This is a genomic window from Streptomyces sp. NPDC023481, from assembly GCF_055560195.1.
The window spans coordinates 318,405-336,529 of the sequence record NZ_JBVHJE010000003.1; the positions used below are offsets into that span (position 1 = coordinate 318,405).

An 18,125-nucleotide genomic window follows, 5' to 3' on the forward strand; every position below is an offset into this window, starting at 1 on the left:
GCGCGGTCGATACCCATGACCCGCGTTCCGCGCCCAGTCCCACTCCAGGAGAAGCTCATGACCACCGACGGATTCACCACCTGCCTCTGGTTCGACGGCCAGGCGGAGGAGGCCGCGCACCACTACGTGTCCATCTTCAAGAACTCCCGCATCGACCGCGTCGTCCGGTGGCCCGAGTCCGAGGCCGACGCCGCGTCCTGGCACGGGCCGGCCGGTTCCGTGCTGACCGTGGAGTTCACCGCCAACGGCCAGAGGTTCGTCGCGCTCAACGGCGGCCCCGAGTTCCGGTTCGACGAGGCGATCTCGTTCCAGATCATGTGCGCCGACCAGGACGAGATCGACCACTACTGGACGAAGCTCACCGAGAGCGGCGGCGAGGGCGGTCCGTGCGGCTGGCTCAAGGACAAGTACGGCGTCTCCTGGCAGGTCGTCTACGCCCCGCTGATCGACATGATCGCCGACTCCGACCCGGAGAAGGCCGCGCGTGCCGTCAAGGCCATGATGGGCATGGGCAAGCTGGACGCCGATGCCCTGGAGCGGGCGTACGCCGGCGAGCAGCCGTAGGGTCCGGCCGCCGTCACCGCGTCCCGGCCTCGGCGAGGATCCCGGCGATCACATGCCGGGAGTTCTCCGCCAGGGCCGGGTTGGTGTCCCGGTAGTACGGCAGCTGGATCAGCGAGACCGACAGTGCCCAGCCCCGGCCCCGCGATCACTCCGCGTCCCCGGCGCCCACGGCCTCGCGGAAGCTGCCCGGGCGGACGCCGGCAGCAGGTTCCAGTCCACGATCAGGTCCACGGCCGGGTCGCCCACTCCCGCGCAGCCGAAGTCGATGACCGCGCTCAGCCGGCCCTCGACGACCAGCACGTTCCCCGGGGAAATGTCCCCATGGGCCCACACCGGCGGACCGGTGTGGGCGGGGGCGCGAAGGGACTCCTCCCACAGGGCCGTGACCGCGACGGCGTCGACCCTGTCGCCCAACGAGGCAAGGGCCGGTGGACTCGTTGTTCCAGGACGCCGCGTAGGCGCCGGTCTCGAAGCCGGTGTCGAGCATGTTGCGGTGGTGGTAGCGCACCTTGCCGTCGATGCCTCGCCTGCGGGCCTGCTCGTTGGCGAACTCGGCCTGCTTGGCGGAGAGCGTGGCACCGTCGGCGTGCCCAGCCGTACCGCAGGTTCGCCACCACGCTGCCGCCACCGCGGCCGCAGCCGGCGTCGAAGACCCGGTCGGCGGGGGAGAGCGCCCCGAGGTGGGAGGCGAGCAGCTCGGCCTGGGCGTGTTCGAGCCGGTGCAGTTGGGCGGTGATCCGCTCCCGGCGCAGCGCGCCGTCCGGCTCGGCGAGCACCGAGCGGTCGGCCGCCCCGATTCCGTAGTGGTGGTGTAAACCAGCGGGCGGAGCGTCCCCCGGCGCTCGTGGTGATCACGCGCCGTCCGATGCCTCCGCGCGGGGCGCTCCCCGGTTTACGGCACCCGGCGTTCGGCGAGCGGGGCGGCGGCGGGGTGGCTAGCGTGAGGTAGCGGGGCAGAGCAGCCGACCGAGAGGGCTTCGATCATGGCCGTGCAACCCGAGGGAACGCCCTGCTGGGCCGATGCGATGTTCGGCGACGTCGAGGGAGCCAAGCGCTTCTACGGCGACGTCCTCGGCTGGACCTTCGGCGCGTCGACGTCGGAGTACGGCAACTACACCCAGGCCTACGCGGACGGAAAGGCCGTCGCCGCCGTCGTCCCGCCGATGCCCGGCCAGGAGGGCCAGTCGCAGTGGTGCCTGTACCTCGCCTCGCCGGACGCCGCGGCCACCGCGGAGAAGATCCGGCTCAACGGCGGTGAGGTGCTGATGGAGCCGATGCAGGTCGGCGAGTTCGGCACGATGTGCCTGGCCCGGGAGCCCAGCGGGGCCGTCTTCGGCGTCTGGCAGGCGGGCACCCACGAGGGCTTCGAGACCACGGCCACGCCCGGCGCCTACTGCTGGGCCGAGGTCTTCACCCGGGAGCCGGAGCAGGCGGACGCCTTCCTCTCGGCCGTCTTCCCGTTCCGGATGAAGGAGATCGACGACGAGGCCATCGACTTCCGGATGTTCGACATCGGCGAGGACACCGTCCTCGGAAGGATGCGGATGACCGACGACTTCCCGCCGGAGGTGCCGTCGTACATCAACGTCTACTTCACCGTGGCGGACTGCGACGCCGCCGTGGACCGGGCCGTCAGGCTCGGCGGGATCCTCCGCTTCGGCCCGATGAGCAGCCCCTTCGGCCGGTTCGCGGCGCTGAGCGACCCGCAGGGCGCGAACTTCTCGGTGATCGACATCACGACCACCGAGGGCGAGCCGCCCAGGGTCAGGGACGTCTGAGCGGCCCCGGGACGGTGCCGCCCGCGGCCATGGCATGATCGAGGACATGCGTGAACGTGTGGTGGCCGCGTGCGACGGGGCTTCGAAGGGGAACCCCGGACCGGCCGGATGGGCGTGGGTGGTCTCGGACGGCGACGAGCGGACCCCCGCGCGCTGGGCGGCCGGCCCGCTCGGCCGGGCCACCAACAACGTCGCCGAGCTGACGGCCCTGGAGCAGCTGCTCGCGGCCGTCGACCCGGACGTGCCGATGGAGATCCGGATGGACTCCCAGTACGCGATGAAGGCCGTCACCACCTGGCTGCCCGGCTGGAAGCGCAACGGCTGGAAGACCGCCGCCGGCAAGCCCGTCGCCAACCAGGACCTGGTGGTCCGCATCGACACGCTCCTCGGCGGCCGCTCCGTCGAGTTCCGCTACGTCCCCGCCCACCAGGTCGACGGCGACCCGCTGAACGACTTCGCCGACCGCGCGGCCAGCCAGGCGGCCTCCGTCCAGGAGGCGGCCGGCAGCGCGCTCGGCTCGCCGGAGCCCCCGCCGTCGCCCGACACCCCGAAGGCGGCCGGTGCCCCGCGCGCGAAGGCGACCCGGCGCACCGGCGGCGCCGCGTCCGCGCGCACGATCAAGGCGAAGTTCCCCGGACGCTGCCAGTGCGGCCGGCCCTACGCGGCCGGCGAGAAGATCGCCAAGAACGCGCAGGGCTGGGGCCACCCGGAGTGCCGTACCGCCGAGGCCTGATCAGACGTCGAACGTGTAGAACCTGGTGTGGTCCAGCATGTCCGCCGGGCGCACGGTGTTCCACGGCTTCATGGTCTCGTCGAGGTCCACCACATCCGGCGTCCCGCCCGTCGGCACGTAGCCGACGCCCGGGTGCCGCCGCTGCCACTGCGCCCACAGCTTGTCTATGAAGGCGTGGTGCAGCCAGAACACCGGGTCGTTGGGGGAGACCCCGGTGGCCATCTGCCCGCCGACCCACACGTGCACCCGGTTGTGCAGGTTGACCCCGCGCCAGCCCTCCAGGTGGTTGCGGAAGCCGTCCGAGGCGCTGTTGTACGGCGCCATGTCGTACGTCGTCATCGACAGCACCGACTCCACCTCGGCGGGCGTGGGCAGCTCCCGCACGCCGGTGCCGAGCGAGCGGCGCAGGAACGTACGGCCGTCGACCCGCACGGTGAGCGGCCAGTTGCCCGTGGACCCCGCGAACGGGCCGTCCATCACGCGGCCGTCGCTGCTGCGCCCGTTGCCGCCGAGGAAGTCCGGTGCCCACAGCGAGGCGCGTACCGTGCGGTCGGTGCTCCAGTCCCAGTAGGGCAGCGCCACCGAGGGGTCCACGGACTGCAGCGCCTGCTCGAAGTCGAGCAGGAATCTGCGGTGCCAGGGCAGGAAGGACGGTGAGCGGTGGCCGGTCCGCTCGCCGGTGTCGGTGTCCGACATGATGAACTCGTTGTGCGTGCGGACGAAGTCGTCGTAGCGCCCGCTGCGCTTGAGTTCGAGGACGGCGGCGACGAACCGCTTCTTCTCGTCGGCGGTGAGGGTGGCCTGGTTCTTGCGTACGGTCATGGTGCTCGTGGCTCCGGAAATCCTTGCGAGGGCGGTCAGTTGGCGGGGAACGGAAGCAGCGGCGCTCCCTGCAGCTCGTCCACCGCGGCACGGGCGGCGGCGCGCGGGGTGGGCACCGGGTCGTAGTGGCTGACGACGCTGATCCAGCTGCCGTCGGCGTTCTGCATCACGTGCAGCTGCACGCCGTCGACGAACACCTCGTATCCGCCGCCGTGTTCGTGGTGGTGTCCGCCGCCGCTCGCCGGACGGCCCTGTATCCGGCGGCCCTTGTAGACCTCGTCGAAGGAGCCGGGGGTGGTGGGCATGTGGTGGTCGGAGGCCGACGCGCCGGGCGTGGCGAGGGTGGCGGCGACCGAGGCCGTCGCGGCGACGGCGGCCGCCGCGGTGAGCGCGCGGCGCCGGGTGATGTCGGGCATGCGGGTCCTCCTCAGGAGTGGTCCGGTGGTGACCACGCATGCCTATCGGGACCTTCCGGGGCGGAAGAAATCATCCGGCACCGGTTGGCTGCGATCCGGACAATTAACCACATGTCGTACAGGGTTGAACTAAGATGATCTTGCTGTGGTGACAACCGGTTCCGCTCCGGAACGGGGAATTCCTTGCCGGCGCGACCGGGTTTCCGGTGATCCTTTCCGGTTGCCGCCCGTCCGAGTGGCGGGGCTCACCGCGCCAATCTGGCGTGATCGGGAGGCCCCTCACCCCTGCTACCCTCCGGTTCCGTCCGACCACGTCCGGTGACTGTCAGGGGTGTGCGTGTGAAGGTCGTCTGCGTCGGAGGCGGGCCCGCGGGCCTGTACCTCGCCATCCTGCTCAAGCGGCAGGACCCGTCCCATGACATCACCGTCCATGAACGCAATCCGGAGGGGTCCACCTACGGCTGGGGTGTGACGTACTGGCGCGGGCTCCTCGACCGACTCCGGGAACACGACCCGGAGACGGCGCGCGCGATCGAGGAGCACTCCGTCCGCTGGACCGACGGCGTCGCCCACGTCGGCGACCTGACCACCCGGCACCGGGGCGACGAGGGTCGCGGGATCGGCCGGCACCGGCTGCTCGGCCTGCTCGCCGACCGGGCCCGCTCCCTCGGCGTCCGCCTGGAGTTCGACAGCGAGCTGACGGAGCCGCCCGCCGGCGCGGACCTCGTCGTCGCGGCCGACGGCGTACACAGCGCCCTGCGCACCCGCGCGGCCGACCACTTCGGCACCCGCGTCAGCGTCGGCCGCAACCCCTACATCTGGCTCGGCACCACCAAGGTCTTCGACGCCTTCACCTTCGCCTTCACCGAGACCGAGCACGGCTGGATCTGGGCCTACGGCTACGGCTACAGCGGCGACCACAGCACCTGCGTCGTCGAGTGCTCCCCGGACACCTTCACCGGGCTCGGCCTGGACCGGGCCGACGAGGCCGAGGGACTCACCCTGCTGGAGAAGCTGTTCGCCGACGTCCTCGACGGCCACCCCCTCACCGCCCGCTCCGGCGCCTCCTGGCAGACCTTCCGCACCCTCACCAACCGGACCTGGCACCACGGCAACCTGGTCCTGCTCGGCGACGCGGCCCACACCACCCACTACTCCATCGGCGCCGGCACCACCCTCGCCCTGGAGGACGCCATGTGCCTGGCCGGCGCCCTGCGCGAACACGCCGGCCTGCCCGAGGCCCTCGGCGCCTACGAGCGCCGGCGCCAGGCCGAGCTGCTGTCCGTGCAGAGCGCGGCCCGCTACAGCGCCCAGTGGTACGAGAACCTGCCCCGCTACATCCACCTGCCCCCGCACCGGATGTTCGCCCTGCTCGGCCAGCGCCACTCGCCCCTGCTGCCGCACATCCCGCCGCAGCTGTACTACGGCCTGGACAAGGCGGCCGGACAACTGGAGCCGCTGCGCAGGCTCAAGCGCTGGCTCGGCCCCCGCGCCGCCCGCGCCCTGCACGCCCGCTCCACGGACCGCCGGGGCTAGATCCTTTCCTTCGGACCGGGCCGGCCTCGGGCGGCGAAACGTTGGTGAATACCCATTCACTCGATAGGGTGAATTCTTATTCACCTCGTCACCGCCGCCCGCAGGAGAGCCGATGGACCAGCCGCCCCCCATACTCCCGCGGCCCCGGCTGCGCGACCGGCTCACCGTGCCGGTCCTGGCGTCGGGCGGCATCCTGATGGCGGTCATGCAGACCGTGGTCGTCCCGCTCCTGCCGGACCTGCCCCGGCTCACCGGCGCGTCACCCGCCACCGTCTCCTGGATGGTCACCGCCACCCTGCTCTCCGGCGCCGTCCTCACCCCCGTGCTCGGCCGGGCCGGCGACATGTACGGCAAGCGCCGGGTGCTCACCGCCGCGCTCGCCCTCATGACCGTCGGCTCGGTGATGTGCGCGCTCTCCTCCGACATCGGCGTGCTCATCACCGCCCGCGCCCTCCAGGGCGCCGCCGCCTCCGTGGTCCCGCTCTCCATCAGCATCCTGCGCGACGAACTCCCGCCCGAACGCCGGGGCTCGGCGGTGGCGCTGATGAGTTCCACCGTCGGCACCGGCGCCGCGCTCGGCCTGCCGCTCGCCGCACTGGTCGTGCAGTACGCCGACTGGCACACCATGTTCTGGCTGACCAGCGCCCTGGGCGCGCTGGGTGTCACGGCCACCTGGTGGGCGGTGCGGGAGTCGCCGCTGCGCGAGCCCGGCCGCTTCGACGTCACCGGCGCGCTCGGCCTCGCCGCCGGGCTGGTCTGCCTGCTGCTGGGCGTCTCCCAGGGCGGCAGCTGGGGCTGGGGCAGCCCCCGGGTCCTCGCCCTGTTCGTCGCGTCCGCCGCCGTCCTCGCCCTGTGGTGCCGGCAGCAGCTGCGCGCCGCCCGGCCGCTGGTCGACCTGCGGCTGGTCACCCGGCCGCGGGTGGGCCTGTCCCACGTGGCGGCCCTCCTGACCGGCTTCGCCTTCTACGCCAACTCCCTGGTCACCGCCCAGCTGGTGCAGGCGCCGAGGGGCACCGGGTACGGCCTCGGCCTGTCCATCGTCGCCACCGGGCTCTGCCTGCTGCCCGGCGGCGTCACCATGCTGCTGTTCTCCCCGCTGTCGGCCCGCATCTCGGCCGCGCGCGGCCCACGCGTCACGCTCGCGCTGGGCGCCGCCGTCATCGCCTGCGGCTACGCGCTGCGCATCGCCGACAGCCGCGACGTGTGGATGATCATCCTCGGCGCGTCCGTGGTGGCGACCGGCACCACGCTCGCCTACTCCGCGCTGCCCACCCTGATCCTGCGCGCCGTACCGGCCGCCCAGACCGCCTCCGCCAACGGTGTCAACGTCCTCATGCGCACCATCGGCCAGGCCGTCTCCAGCGCGGCCGTCGCCGCCGTCCTCGTCCACCACAGCAGCCCCCTCGCCGGCGTCCCCGTCCCCACCCTGCACGGCTATCTGATCGCCTTCGCCCTGGCCGGCGCCGTCGCCCTCGCCGCCTGCGCGGCCGCCCTGTCCATCCCCGGCGACCGGCCCGAAGACGGCACCCGGCGACTCCGCGTCGCCACCCGGGGCACCCGTGACGAGGCGATGGAGGGAGCATGAGGACCGTGAGCACACCACCCGGCCGGGCGCCCGCCCCCGCGCGCCGGGACGCGGAGGCCACCAGGGACGCCATCCTGAAGGCAGCCCGCCACCTCCTGGCCCGGCACGCGCACGCCGACATCACCCTCAGGGCCGTCGCCGAACGGGCCGGGGTCAGCCCGCCGCTGATCCTGAAGTACTTCGGCAACAAGGACGCCCTGTTCGCCCGCGTGATGTCCTTCGACACGGACGCCGACGACCTGCTGGACGCCCCCCTGGACGACCTCGGCCGGCACATGGTCCGGCACGTGGTGTCCAGCCAGCGTGAACGGGGCGCCGACCCGCTGCTGCGCATCGCCTTCGCCCCGCTGCACGGCGACCACGGCGAGGTGCTGCGCGCCAACTTCCGCGCCCAGGTCACCGAACGCCTCGCCGCCCGGCTCACCGGCCCCGACGCGGGCCTGCGCGCCGAACTCGCCGTCGCCGCCCTGGTCGGCCTCGGCGTGATGTACGGCATCGCCCGCGGCCCCCACCTGCGCGGCGCCGACACCGACGCCCTCGCCGACCGCTACGGACCCGCCGTACAGGCGCAGCTCACGTGCGGCCGTACCGGATGACAGACTGACGCCATGGACGAACGCGTGATCGGCAGGTCGGGCCAGTGGGCGTCGGTGGTCGGCCTCGGCACCTGGCAGCTGGGCGCCGACTGGGGTGCCGTGGACGACAAGGAGGCCCTGTCCGTCCTGGAGGCGGCGGCCGAGGCCGGCGTCACCTTCTTCGACACGGCCGACGTGTACGGCGACGGACGCAGCGAGGAGACCATCGCCTCCTTCCTGCGCGGCCGCCCCGATCTGCACGTGCTCGTGGCCACCAAGATGGGCCGCCGGGCGGCGCAGGTCCCCGAGAACTACGTGCTGGACAACTTCCGCGCCCGGAACGACCGCTCGCGCCGCAACCTCGGCGTCGACCGGATCGACCTGGTGCAGCTGCACTGCCCTCCCACCCCGGTCTACTCCCGCGACGCCGTGTTCGACGCCCTGGACACCCTGGTCGAGGAGGAGCGCGTCGCCGCGTACGGGGTGAGCGTGGAGACCTGCGCCGAGGCGCTCACCGCGATCGCCCGGCCGAACGTGGCGAGCGTGCAGATCATCCTCAACCCGTTCCGCATGAAGCCCCTGTACGAGGTGCTGCCCGCCGCCCGCGCGGCCGGCGTCGGCGTCATCGCGCGCGTCCCCCTCGCCTCCGGGCTGCTGTCCGGCAGGTACACGAAGGACACGGTGTTCGCGGCCGACGACCACCGCACCTACAACCGGCACGGCGAGGCCTTCGACCAGGGCGAGACCTTCTCCGGTGTCGACTACGAGACCGGTGTCGAGGCCGCCGCCGAGTTCGCCGCGCTCGCCCCGCAGGGCTACACCCCGGCCCAGCTGGCGCTGCGCTGGATCATCGAGCAGGACGGTGTGACCACGGTGATCCCCGGCGCCCGCCACCCGGGGCAGGCCCGCGCCAACGCAGCCGCGGCCAAGCTGCCGCCGCTGTCCGAGGAGACCCTCACCGCGATCCGCGGGCTCTACGAACGACGGATCAGGGACCAGGTCGAACACCGCTGGTAGCCACGGGCACGCGGACCGTGCGAGCGGACCGTTTGAAGGGATCGCCGCGCGGTTACACGCAACCGCATGACGGAGGCAGGACAGCGCAGGGGGCGGAACGAGACCGAGGAGGAGCGGGCCGACCGGATGTGGGGCGAGCTCATCCAGGAGGTCCGGGTGGCCCAGACCGGGGTGCAGATCCTCTTCGGCTTCCTGCTGACCGTGGTGTTCCAGCCCAAGTACGTCCGGCTCACCGACACCGACCAGGCCATCTACATCGTGACCGTCGTGCTGGGCGCCTGTGCCACCGGTGCCCTCATCGGGCCGGTGTCCCTGCACCGCCTGGTGTCGGGCCGCCGCGTCAAGCCGCAGGCGGTACGGCTGGCGTCACGGATGACCTTCGTCGGCCTGCTCCTGCTGCTCGCCACGATGACGTCGTCGCTGCTGCTGATCCTCCGGGTCGCCACGCACGACGCCTATGTGCCGTTCCTGGTGGCGGCCGTCGTCGCCTGGTACCTGGTGTGCTGGTACGGCCTGCCACTGTGGGCCCGCCGTCGGCACACGTCCAGGACGGACGAACGCTAGGACCCCCGGCCGCCCCTTCCCCCCCCGCCCGCCCGGCCCGGCCGTAACGCCGGGGTACGGGCGGGATAACGGCGTTCGGGCACGGCCGGGTCGAAGCCCCGCGCCGGTACGCACCCGATCACCCGCCCACGCGGCTCCGCGACTCGGCCGTGGAGAGGACCGTCCACCCGGCCCGGCTGCTCGGCCGTGGCAAGGACCGCCCCCCGCCCGGCTACTCGGCCGTGGAGAGGATCTCCGCCAGCAGTTCGTCCGCCGGGAAGTGTTCCCGCCCCGGCGGGACGAGCTTGTGGGTCTCGCGCAGGAACGCGGCGACCGCGGGCGCCCAGGCGAAGACCACCGCGTGGTGCCGGCTGCCGTCCGGCCGGGTGTCCCCGAGGAACTCCAGGCGCAGCTCCTGCCAGATCCCGGTGGCCTCCGGGCGCAGTCGCACGTCACCGGCCCCGACCGGCCGGACCAGCCCCTCGCCGAGCATCTGACGGTCCAGCTGCCAGGAGGCCAGCACCCGGCCGTCGTGGGCGAAGACGGCGGTGACCGCGAACGGGTCGTCGGCGTCGTAGCTGAGGTGGGCCAGCACAGGGCACCGGCCGGTGCCCTGTGCGAGGAGCTGCACCACCAGGGTCTTGTGCACGAACGGGTTCACGCGGGGGCCTCCGGCAACAATCGGCGTAGGGCCCTCTAGTACCCCCGAAGTGACCAGGATGCTCACCCAAGTGACTGATTTCGCTGGATCCCGCCGCCGCGACCCGCCACCGGGCCGGACGGCGAACCGTCAGGCGAACGCCTTCCGCAGCGCGGGCAGCAGCGTCTTCGCCGACCAGTCGAGGAACTCCGGCTGCGAGTCCCCGCCGATCTGCACCAGGGCGACCTCCCCGAACCCGGCCTCCGCGTAGGGCCGTACGGCCTCCACGAAGGCGTCGGGGTCGTCACCGCACGGGATGGCGGAGGCGACGTCGTCCTCGGTGACGAACTGGGTCGCGGCCTCGAAGGAGTCCGGGTGGGGCAGTTCGGCGTTCACCTTCCAGCCCAGCCCGAACCAGCGGAACTGGGAGTGCGCGCGCTTGATCGCCGTGTTCCGGTCGGGGTCGTAGCAGACCGGCAGCTGGCCGACCCGGGGCTTGCCGCTGCCACCGTGCCGGTCGAAGGACTCCAGCAGGTCTGCCTTCGGTTCGGTCGCGATCACCAGGTCGGCCAGCTGCCCGGCGAGCTTGCAGGACTGCTCGCCGGAGACGGCGAGGCCGATCGGCGGCGCCTGCTCGGGCAGGTCCCACAGCTTGGCCGACTCCACGTCGTAGTGCTGCCCGTGATGGGTGACATGGCCGCCCTCGAACAGCGCGCGGATGATCTGCATCGCCTCTTCGAGCATCTCGTGGCGGACGTCGACCGGGGGCCAGCCGCCGCCCACGACATGCTCGTTGAGGTTCTCGCCGGCGCCGAGGCCGAGCCGGAACCTGCCCTCCGAGAGCAGCTGCACCGTCGCCGCCTTCTGCGCCACGATCGCCGGGTGGTAGCGCAGGATGGGGCAGGTGACGTAGGTCATCAGGGGGATCCGCGAGGTGGCCTGGGCGGCGGCACCCAGCACGCTCCACGCGTACGAGGAGTGCCCCTGCGAGCGCAGCCACGGGAAGTAGTGGTCGGAGATGACCGAGAAGTCGAACCCGGCCTCCTCCGCACGCACCACGTGGTCCACCAGGTCCCGGGGACCCGTCTGCTCGGTCATCATCGTGTATCCGATTTGCACCATACGAAGCGAGTCCCCGGCTCGGCGGCCTGAAAACAGCCCACGGGCACAACTCAGCCCTTCGGCGTCCGGAACGTCGCCAGGAACGTCCTCAGCGCCAGCCGGTCGGCCGAGTCACCCCAAGCGGCGGCCAAGGTGGTGAACCGCAGGGAGAAACCCCGCGTCCCGCCGAGCAGGAACCCCCGTCCGAAGGTGTGCGTCCGCGCCTTCCCGGACCCCGCGAGCCACTCCAGGTCGGCCGCCCTGTGCCCCTGGTAGGTGACGGCCCGTACGGCACCCACCCGCTGGTAGCCGGGCAGGCGCGCCAGCCCGGGCTCGACGTCGTCTCGCCAGACGGCGACCGGGTCGGGGCCCACCCGCTCGCTGTAGGTGACGGCGAGGGTGGGCGAGTCGCCGCCCCGGCCGAAGGTGACGCGGTAGGCGAGGTCGGCCACCCGGGAGGTGGCCAGCCGCTTCCAGCCGTCGGGCAGCGCCACCGAGAACCCCTCGGGGGCGCTGTACCTGCGGTAGCCGAACGGCAGCGTGGGGGAGGCGGGGGCCGCCGGGGTGCTCGGTGTGGCGGCCGGCGCGGAGGCGGTCGGGGTGCCGCCGCCGGTGTGCCGGTCGGTCGGCGTGGCCCGGGGCGGCGCCGGGGCCGGGCCCGTGCCGGGCAGCGCGTGGGTCGCGACCAGCACCGCCGCCACCGCGGCCAGGGCCAGCGCGGCGCCGACGGCCGGCACCCATCCGCTCCGCCGCGGGCCGGCCGGCCGTACGCCCCGGTAGGCGCCGCGCAGCCGGGGCGCGGGAGCCGGTTCCCGGTCCGCGTCGGTGTCCTCGGTCAGCGCCCGGGTCAGCGCCTCCCGCACGACCGGCCGGGTCAGCCGCTCCCGCGCGCTCTTGCGCAGCAGCCCCTGCACGGCCTGGGTGAGCGGGCCCGTCCGCAGCGGGGTGCGCAGCGGCAGCCGGTCCACCGCCTTCAGGGTGGCGTCGGGCCGGCCGCGGTCCCGGAACGGCGGCCGGCCCTCGACCATCGTGTACAGCAGCGCGCCCAGCGCCCACAGGTCGGCGGCCGGGCCGATGCGCTCGTCCCGGGCCTGCTCCGGGGAGGCGTACGACGGTGCCGTGAGCCGGGGGACCAGGGTCGCGCCCGCCAGGCCGAACCCGGTGACGACGACCGGCCCGCCGTCCCGCACGAACACCTGGCCGGGGCTCAACTCGCCGTGCGTGACGCCCTCCTCGTGCGCGGCCTGCAGCACGTCCAGCAGCTCCAGACCGATGCGGGCCGCCCGCACCGGGTGGAACGAGCCCTCCTCGGCGAGGAGTTCACTCAGGGGCGTACCGTCGATCCACTCGGTGACCGTCCACAGGATGCCCGCCTCCACCACGGCGTCGACGACCGCGGCGACCTGGCCGGGGCGCAGCAGCCGCATGGTCTCCGACGTGCGGACGACCCGGGCGGTGACGCGGCGGGCGGTGTCCTCGGCGGCGGGTTTCGGCAGGGCGGTCTGTGCCACCAGGCGCGGCTGCTGTGCCGTCACGTCCTCGGCGTACCACCACAGGCGGTTCGTCTCGCGGGCGAAGACCTCCAGGAGCCGGTACCGGCCGGCGACCAACTCGTGTGCGCGGACGTCTGCCTCGACCATGGTCATCCCTCGCTGGAACCCCTGCCTCGTCTTTCCCAGAGGTACGCGGGGGGCGCGGGGGTGTGTTCAAAGAATCCGCAATTCGAGCCCCTCCTGCCTTTTGTTCAAACGTTTTTTCGTTCCCACGCTCCCGCTCACAGCAGCCCGAAGGAGGTGGCCCAGCCGGTGAGTTCGCCCGGCGAGGTGTTGCCGCCGCACACCACGAGCCCGATCCGGGCGCCGTCGCCGGTCCGCTGAGCCACCTGCCGGGCCGCCGGCAGCAGACAGCCCGCGGCCGGCTCGGCCCACACCTTGGCATGCTCGGCGAGGTCCAGGCAGCCCTGCACCGCCTCCCGGTCCGAGACCACCAGGACCTCCTCGACCAGCGCGGACACATGGTCGTACGTCAGCTGTGACACCGAGGGCGCGCTCAACGTGGTCACCAGGGAGGACAGCGGCACCGGGACCGGGCCGCCGGCCGCCAGCGCGCCCGACATCGCCTCCGCGCCCGCGGTCTCCACGCCCCACACGCGCACCCCGGGCCGCAGTGCGCGCAGGGCCGCCGCGACACCGGCGATCAGACCGCCGCCGCCCACGCTGACGAGGACGTCGGTCAGCTCCCCGGCGTCCTCGGCCAGCTCCAGCCCCACCGTGCCCTGCCCGGCGATCACCACCGGGTCGTCGAAGGGGTGGACCAGCGTCAGGCCCTCGTCCCGCAGCCGGGTCACCAGCCGGAAGGCGCTGTCCATGCCGTCCGTCAGCCGCACCGACGCCCCGGCGTCCTCGGCGAGCGCGATGGAGCGCGCGGGCGCGGTACGCGGCATCACCACGGTGGCCTTCACATCGAGGGCCGCCGCCATCACCGCGAGGGCGATCCCGTGGTTGCCGCCGCTGACCGCGACCACACCTGCCGCCCGTTCGGCCGCGCCGAGCGACAGCAGCTTGGCGGTGGCGCCGCGGGCCTTGAACGAGCCGGTGCGCTGGAGCAGTTCGAGCTTGGCGGTGACCGGCACCCCGAGCAGTGCGCTCAGCCCGGGGCTCGGCACCGTCGGCGTCCGTACGACGTGCCCGGCGATCCGCTGTGCGGCGGTCTCGATCGTCGCGAGGTCGATCACGGTGCTCCACCTTCCGGCGCGGGTCGGCAACCGCGCCGTTCGCACCTTGGCCCGCCCGGGGGCCTGCGGTCAACGCCGTTCCGGATCATGGTCGCCCCGCGCGTCCCACGGGCGGGTCCGGCTGCCCGGCCGGGGCCCGGGGTCAGTGCTGCTGGGCCTTCTGAGGGGTCAGCTCGCTCGGCCGTACCACCACGAACCCCTCGCCCTGGAGCATCAGCTGCACGGCCTCACCCGAACCGCCGCGCAGCATCGAGCCGAGGGACTGCGAGCGGTGCAGCGAGGTCTGCAGGTGCGCCGTCCAGCCCACCACCGCGTCCGTGTCGACGTACACCGGCGCCTGCGCGGTCACCGGGATGACCAGCGGGTTGCCCTCGCAGACCAGGCCGAGCCGGCCCTGCCCGCTGAACACGCTGTTGAACAGGCCGCCGCCGGCGATGCCGGACCCCTTCACCGTCTTGATCTCGTACGACAGCGAGGCGTCGAAACACAGGACGTTGCGGCCGTTGACGGTGAACCGGTCACCGGGCTCGACGTCGACGATGAAGCAGTTCTGCGCCTCGTGCGCGAACCAGGCCTCGCCCTGCCCGCGCACCGCCATGAGGGGCAGTCCCTCACCGGTGACAGCGCGCTTGAGCATGCCGCCGACGCCCTGCCCCTTGCGCTCGAAGACGAGGTCGCCGCGGTAGGCGATCATCGCGCCCTGCCGGGCGTACATCTCGCCGTTCACGGCGTATCTGACGCACTTGGCGTTCTCGACGGACATGCCCGGCTCCACGGCCGGCCGCACCGTGTGCTGACTGGAAAAGAGATCACCCTTCATGGGGGCATGGTGTCCCGGACGGGGGCGTTCCGCCAAGATCACGGACCGTACCGGTCCCCTCACCGCGGGGCCGCGGTCGCGAACTCCCGTGCGGCACGGCCCGCTTCGGCCATGCCTCACGGCGCCGGATTGAGCGGATCGTCGACCACACCGGCCACCCGGTCGGTCTCGCCGACCGGGTCCAGGCCGTGGTTCAGATCGGCCGCGGCCGTGGTCAGAGCCCTGAGCGCGGGCACCAGAGCGGCCCGCTCCCGCGCGGGCAGCCGCTCGACCAGTGTGCGGATCTCCGCGCGCCGGTGACCGAGGACCTCCTCGACCAGCCGCTGCCCCGCCGCGGTCAGCCGGAGCACGACCTCGCGGCGGTTGTCCGGGTTCACGCGCCGGTCCATGAGGTCCAGTGACTCCAGCCGTTCGGCCATCCGCAGGGCCGTGGAGGGGGTGACGCCCAGGGTCGCGGCCATGGCGGCGAGCTTGATGGGCCCGCAGCTGTGCAGGGCGACCAGGGACCGCAGCTGCGGCAGGGTCAGGGGTACGTCGACCGAGGCCAGGGCGCGGGCGGAGAGCGCGACGATCAGCCGGGAGGCGGCCATCACCGCCAGGGTCACCTCCTCGGCCTCGCGGTCCAGCACCTCGTCCGCACCCCGGGGACCGGCCGGCGGTTCGTTCCGGCTGTTGCCCTGCTGCGTCATGGACTCCTCATTCCGGCTGCTCCTGCTCCACGGCCCGGCGTCCCGGCGTCCCCCACGTGACCATTGCACAGTGCAATGATAGATTGGTGTCCAAGACCAGGGGCCGTGCGGGCGCGGCGGCTTCGGTGCCGAGGGTGATGACCATGAGAACCGAACCGATACGGGAAGCCTATTCCTTCGTGTGCCTGCGCTGCGGGCACGCCTGGGAGGGCACGTTCGAGATCCGGCACGTCCGGGACGGCTCCGGCCGCCTGTGTGCCGCCTACTACGTGAAGGGCCGCCTGCGCGTGCCCTCACCGCTCATGGACAACACCTGCCGGGTGTGCGCGGGGCGCAGCATTCGCATCCTGCGTCCCGGGCGGGTCCGCTCGGCCCGCCCCGGGCCCGCGTGACGGCACCCGCCTGACCCCCCGCGGCGGACGCGCGACGAGGCGCGTCCGTCCGGCGTGCGCCGGTCCCGGCCCGGCGCGCCTCTTCCCCTCTTCTCCGACGTGTCCCCGTACGGGCAACGGCGCCCGCACGCCGTCCGGCCCGCCCGCCCGCCGCCTCCCGTGGAGTCCCCGTGCCCGCTTCCGTGTCCCCGAGATCCCGCTCCCATCCCGCCGACGGGCCGCCCGGCCCGGCCCCGCTGAAGATCCCGCACCTGGGGGACTTCCACGTACCGCCCCGCGTCGTGCTCATCGCGCTGCTCGCCGCGCCCGTCGGTGCCGTCGCCGCCGTCGTGGCCGCGGGGCTGCTCAAGCTGATCGGCCTGATCACGAATCTCGCCTTCCGCGGCCGTCTCGGGTTCGGCACCGCCGTACCCGCGGACACCCCGCACCGCTGGCTGCTGCTGGTGATGCCGGTGGTCGGCGGTCTCGTCATCGGCCTGATGGCCCGCTACGGCTCGGACAAGATCCGGGGTCACGGCATGCCCGAGGCCATCGAGTCGATCCTGGTCGGCGGCAGCCGGGTGCAGCCCAGGGTGGCCGTGCTGAAGCCGGCCTCGGCCGCGATATCCATCGGCACCGGCGGCCCGTTCGGCGCCGAGGGGCCGATCATCATGACCGGGGGCGCCGTCGGCTCACTGATCGCCCAGTTCCTGCGGGTCACCACCGACGAGCGCAAGGCCCTGCTGGTCGCGGGGTCCGCCGCCGGCATGGCCGCGACCTTCAACGCACCGCTCGCCTCCATCCTGCTCGCCGTCGAGCTGCTGCTCTTCGAGTGGCGCCCCCGTTCCTACCTCCCGGTGGCCGTGGCCGCCGTGACCGCCACCCTGGTCCGCGGCCCCCTGCTCGGCACCGACCCGCTCTTCGGCGGCTCCCATGTGCCTGCCCTCATCCCTCTGGGCGCGTACGGCCTGTGCGTGGTCGCCGGCGTCGCGGCCGGGCTGCTCGCCCTGGGCGCCACCGCCCTCGTCTACTTCTCCGAGGACCTCTTCTCCCGCCTGCGCGTCCACTGGATGTGGTGGCCGGCCCTCGGCGGCGTGATCATCGGCGTCGGCGGCCTGGTCGAACCGCGCGCCCTCGGAGTCGGCTACGACGTCATCGACGCCCTGCTGACCGGACACGCCGACCTCGGACTGATCGTCGGCGTCCTGGTCGTGAAGACCCTCATCTGGGGCCTGTCCCTCGGATCGGGCACCTCCGGCGGTGTCCTCGCCCCGATGTTCATGGTCGGCGGCGCCCTCGGAGCCGCCGAGTCCCTGGTCTTCCCGCACGTCAGCCCCGGCTTCTGGGCGCTGGTCTCGCTCGCCGGCGTCCTCGGCGGTGTGATGCGCTCCCCGCTCACCGGCATCGTCTTCTGCCTGGAACTGACGCACGAGGTCAACGCCCTGGTCCCGATGGTGGTCACCGCGTCCGCCGCCCATCTGCTGTCGGTGGTCCTGCTCAAGCGCTCGGTGCTGACCGAGAAGCTGGCGCGCCGCGGCATGCACCTGACCCGCGAGTACTCCGTCGACCCGCTCGAAGTGCACCTGGTGCGCCAGCTGGAGACCCCGGCCGCCGTCACCTTCCGCGCCGACCGTCCGGCGGGCGAGGTCACCGCGCTGCTGCGGGCCGCGCACGACGAGGGCGACCCCGGCCGGCTCCTCGGCCAGCGCCTCTACCCGGTGCTCGACGCCGACGGTGCCCTCGCCGGTGTCGTCACCCGAGGGCGGCTGGTCCATGCCGATCCCGCCGACCGCACCCCGCTGGGTGCCCTGGCCACCACGGCGGTCACCGCCCATCCCGACGAGACCCTCCGGGCCCTCGCCAACCGCATGGCCCGGCACGAGGTGACCCGGCTGCTCGTCGTCACCCGGCACGAGCCGTCCCGGGTGGAGGGGATCATCGGTCTCCGCGACCTGCTGACCGCTCGGCGCATCGACCTCCACGAGGAACACCACGCCGAAAGGGTTTTCACCCTGCGCCTACGCAGGGGCGAGCGGGCGACGGTAACGACCTGACCAAGGCGCGCCCGGCAAAAACACATGCCTGTCACAACTATTGCAAAGGGCAAGGAAACCATCGTATAGGGAACATCAACTCTCCGTAGTCGTGCGATTCCGGTGGGTGGTGGTGCTGTCACGCTGAGAAAGCGCAACACCGACTGC

The 18,125-nt window shown here is 72.9% G+C and carries 18 protein-coding genes and 2 pseudogenes; 10 read left to right on the plus strand and 10 right to left on the minus strand.

The window, feature by feature from the left end; translation table 11 throughout:
• Positions 1 to 57 precede the first annotated feature (57 nt).
• Positions 58 to 564: a VOC family protein gene (locus tag ACZ3ZD_RS08940; RefSeq protein WP_467395075.1), complete on the plus strand. Its 507-nt coding sequence runs from the start codon at positions 58 to 60 to the stop codon at positions 562 to 564.
• Positions 565 to 577: 13 nt separating this feature from the next.
• Here the strand turns inward: ACZ3ZD_RS08940 and ACZ3ZD_RS08945 are convergent.
• Together ACZ3ZD_RS08945 and ACZ3ZD_RS08950 are read right to left on the minus strand one after the other, a co-directional pair.
• A pseudogene (locus tag ACZ3ZD_RS08945) lies at positions 578 to 996 on the minus strand (phosphotransferase); the annotation flags it as partial.
• Positions 992 to 1,376 (minus strand): annotated as a pseudogene (locus ACZ3ZD_RS08950) (SAM-dependent methyltransferase); the annotation flags it as partial. The pseudogenes ACZ3ZD_RS08950 and ACZ3ZD_RS08945, both read right to left, overlap by 5 nt.
• 171 nt (positions 1,377 to 1,547) lie before the next feature.
• Here ACZ3ZD_RS08950 and ACZ3ZD_RS08955 point away from each other — a divergent pair.
• Positions 1,548 to 2,342 carry a VOC family protein gene (locus tag ACZ3ZD_RS08955; RefSeq protein ID WP_467395076.1) on the plus strand — a complete coding sequence of 265 codons (795 nt, stop codon included), beginning with the start codon at positions 1,548 to 1,550 and terminating at the stop codon, positions 2,340 to 2,342.
• A gap of 34 nt (positions 2,343 to 2,376) precedes the next feature.
• On the plus strand, positions 2,377 to 3,075 hold the full coding sequence (locus ACZ3ZD_RS08960) for a ribonuclease H family protein (protein ID WP_467395077.1): 699 nt from the start codon (positions 2,377 to 2,379) through the stop codon (positions 3,073 to 3,075).
• On the opposite strand, the gene melC2 is transcribed toward ACZ3ZD_RS08960, so the two are convergent.
• Together melC2 and melC1 are read right to left on the minus strand one after the other, a co-directional pair.
• A complete protein-coding gene (gene melC2 / locus ACZ3ZD_RS08965) occupies positions 3,076 to 3,897 on the minus strand; it encodes a tyrosinase MelC2 (protein WP_467395078.1) in 822 nt (273 codons plus the stop codon).
• A 35-nt stretch (positions 3,898 to 3,932) separates the two neighbouring features.
• On the minus strand, positions 3,933 to 4,313 hold the full coding sequence (gene melC1, locus ACZ3ZD_RS08970) for an apotyrosinase chaperone MelC1 (protein ID WP_467395079.1): 381 nt from the start codon (positions 4,311 to 4,313) through the stop codon (positions 3,933 to 3,935).
• Positions 4,314 to 4,646: 333 nt separating this feature from the next.
• On the opposite strand from melC1, the gene ACZ3ZD_RS08975 reads away from it, so the two are divergent.
• The 5 genes from ACZ3ZD_RS08975 to ACZ3ZD_RS08995 all read left to right on the plus strand — a co-directional run bounded on the left by ACZ3ZD_RS08975 (position 4,647) and on the right by ACZ3ZD_RS08995 (position 9,590).
• Positions 4,647 to 5,849, plus strand: coding sequence for an FAD-dependent monooxygenase (locus tag ACZ3ZD_RS08975; RefSeq protein ID WP_467395080.1), 1,203 nt, complete (start codon positions 4,647 to 4,649; stop codon positions 5,847 to 5,849).
• A gap of 112 nt (positions 5,850 to 5,961) precedes the next feature.
• Positions 5,962 to 7,434 (plus strand): MFS transporter, encoded by a 1,473-nt coding sequence (locus ACZ3ZD_RS08980; protein WP_467395081.1) that lies wholly within the window; start codon positions 5,962 to 5,964, stop codon positions 7,432 to 7,434.
• Positions 7,431 to 8,030, plus strand: a complete 600-nt coding sequence (locus ACZ3ZD_RS08985; RefSeq protein WP_467395082.1) for a TetR/AcrR family transcriptional regulator — start codon at positions 7,431 to 7,433, stop codon at positions 8,028 to 8,030. Before ACZ3ZD_RS08980 ends, ACZ3ZD_RS08985 begins: the two co-directional genes overlap by 4 nt.
• A gap of 12 nt (positions 8,031 to 8,042) precedes the next feature.
• Complete coding sequence (locus ACZ3ZD_RS08990) at positions 8,043 to 9,026, plus strand: aldo/keto reductase (protein WP_467395083.1); 984 nt, start codon at positions 8,043 to 8,045, stop codon at positions 9,024 to 9,026.
• A gap of 66 nt (positions 9,027 to 9,092) precedes the next feature.
• Positions 9,093 to 9,590 (plus strand): DUF6328 family protein, encoded by a 498-nt coding sequence (locus ACZ3ZD_RS08995; RefSeq protein WP_467395084.1) that lies wholly within the window; start codon positions 9,093 to 9,095, stop codon positions 9,588 to 9,590.
• A 211-nt stretch (positions 9,591 to 9,801) separates the two neighbouring features.
• Here the strand turns inward: ACZ3ZD_RS08995 and ACZ3ZD_RS09000 are convergent, their stop codons facing one another.
• From ACZ3ZD_RS09000 to ACZ3ZD_RS09025, 6 genes are all read right to left on the minus strand, one after another.
• A complete protein-coding gene (locus ACZ3ZD_RS09000; RefSeq protein WP_467395085.1) occupies positions 9,802 to 10,230 on the minus strand; it encodes an SsgA family sporulation/cell division regulator in 429 nt (142 codons plus the stop codon).
• A 129-nt stretch (positions 10,231 to 10,359) separates the two neighbouring features.
• Complete coding sequence (locus ACZ3ZD_RS09005; protein ID WP_467395086.1) at positions 10,360 to 11,331, minus strand: LLM class F420-dependent oxidoreductase; 972 nt, start codon at positions 11,329 to 11,331, stop codon at positions 10,360 to 10,362.
• A 50-nt stretch (positions 11,332 to 11,381) separates the two neighbouring features.
• Positions 11,382 to 12,956, minus strand: a complete 1,575-nt coding sequence (locus tag ACZ3ZD_RS09010; protein WP_467395087.1) for a serine/threonine-protein kinase — start codon at positions 12,954 to 12,956, stop codon at positions 11,382 to 11,384.
• 128 nt (positions 12,957 to 13,084) lie between these two features.
• Positions 13,085 to 14,044 carry a threonine/serine dehydratase gene (locus ACZ3ZD_RS09015; protein WP_467395088.1) on the minus strand — a complete coding sequence of 320 codons (960 nt, stop codon included), beginning with the start codon at positions 14,042 to 14,044 and terminating at the stop codon, positions 13,085 to 13,087.
• 142 nt (positions 14,045 to 14,186) lie between these two features.
• Positions 14,187 to 14,864, minus strand: a complete 678-nt coding sequence (locus ACZ3ZD_RS09020) for an AIM24 family protein (protein ID WP_467395089.1) — start codon at positions 14,862 to 14,864, stop codon at positions 14,187 to 14,189.
• Between the two features lie 116 nt (positions 14,865 to 14,980).
• On the minus strand, positions 14,981 to 15,553 hold the full coding sequence (locus ACZ3ZD_RS09025; RefSeq protein ID WP_467395090.1) for a MarR family winged helix-turn-helix transcriptional regulator: 573 nt from the start codon (positions 15,551 to 15,553) through the stop codon (positions 14,981 to 14,983).
• Positions 15,554 to 15,696: 143 nt separating this feature from the next.
• On the opposite strand from ACZ3ZD_RS09025, the gene ACZ3ZD_RS09030 reads away from it, so the two are divergent.
• The gene (locus ACZ3ZD_RS09030; RefSeq protein WP_467395091.1) at positions 15,697 to 15,945 is read left to right on the plus strand and encodes a hypothetical protein; all 249 of its coding nucleotides are present in this window, start codon (positions 15,697 to 15,699) and stop codon (positions 15,943 to 15,945) included.
• 170 nt (positions 15,946 to 16,115) lie between these two features.
• Positions 16,116 to 17,978 (plus strand): chloride channel protein, encoded by a 1,863-nt coding sequence (locus ACZ3ZD_RS09035; RefSeq protein ID WP_467395092.1) that lies wholly within the window; start codon positions 16,116 to 16,118, stop codon positions 17,976 to 17,978.
• The last annotated feature ends 147 nt before the right edge of the window (positions 17,979 to 18,125 follow it).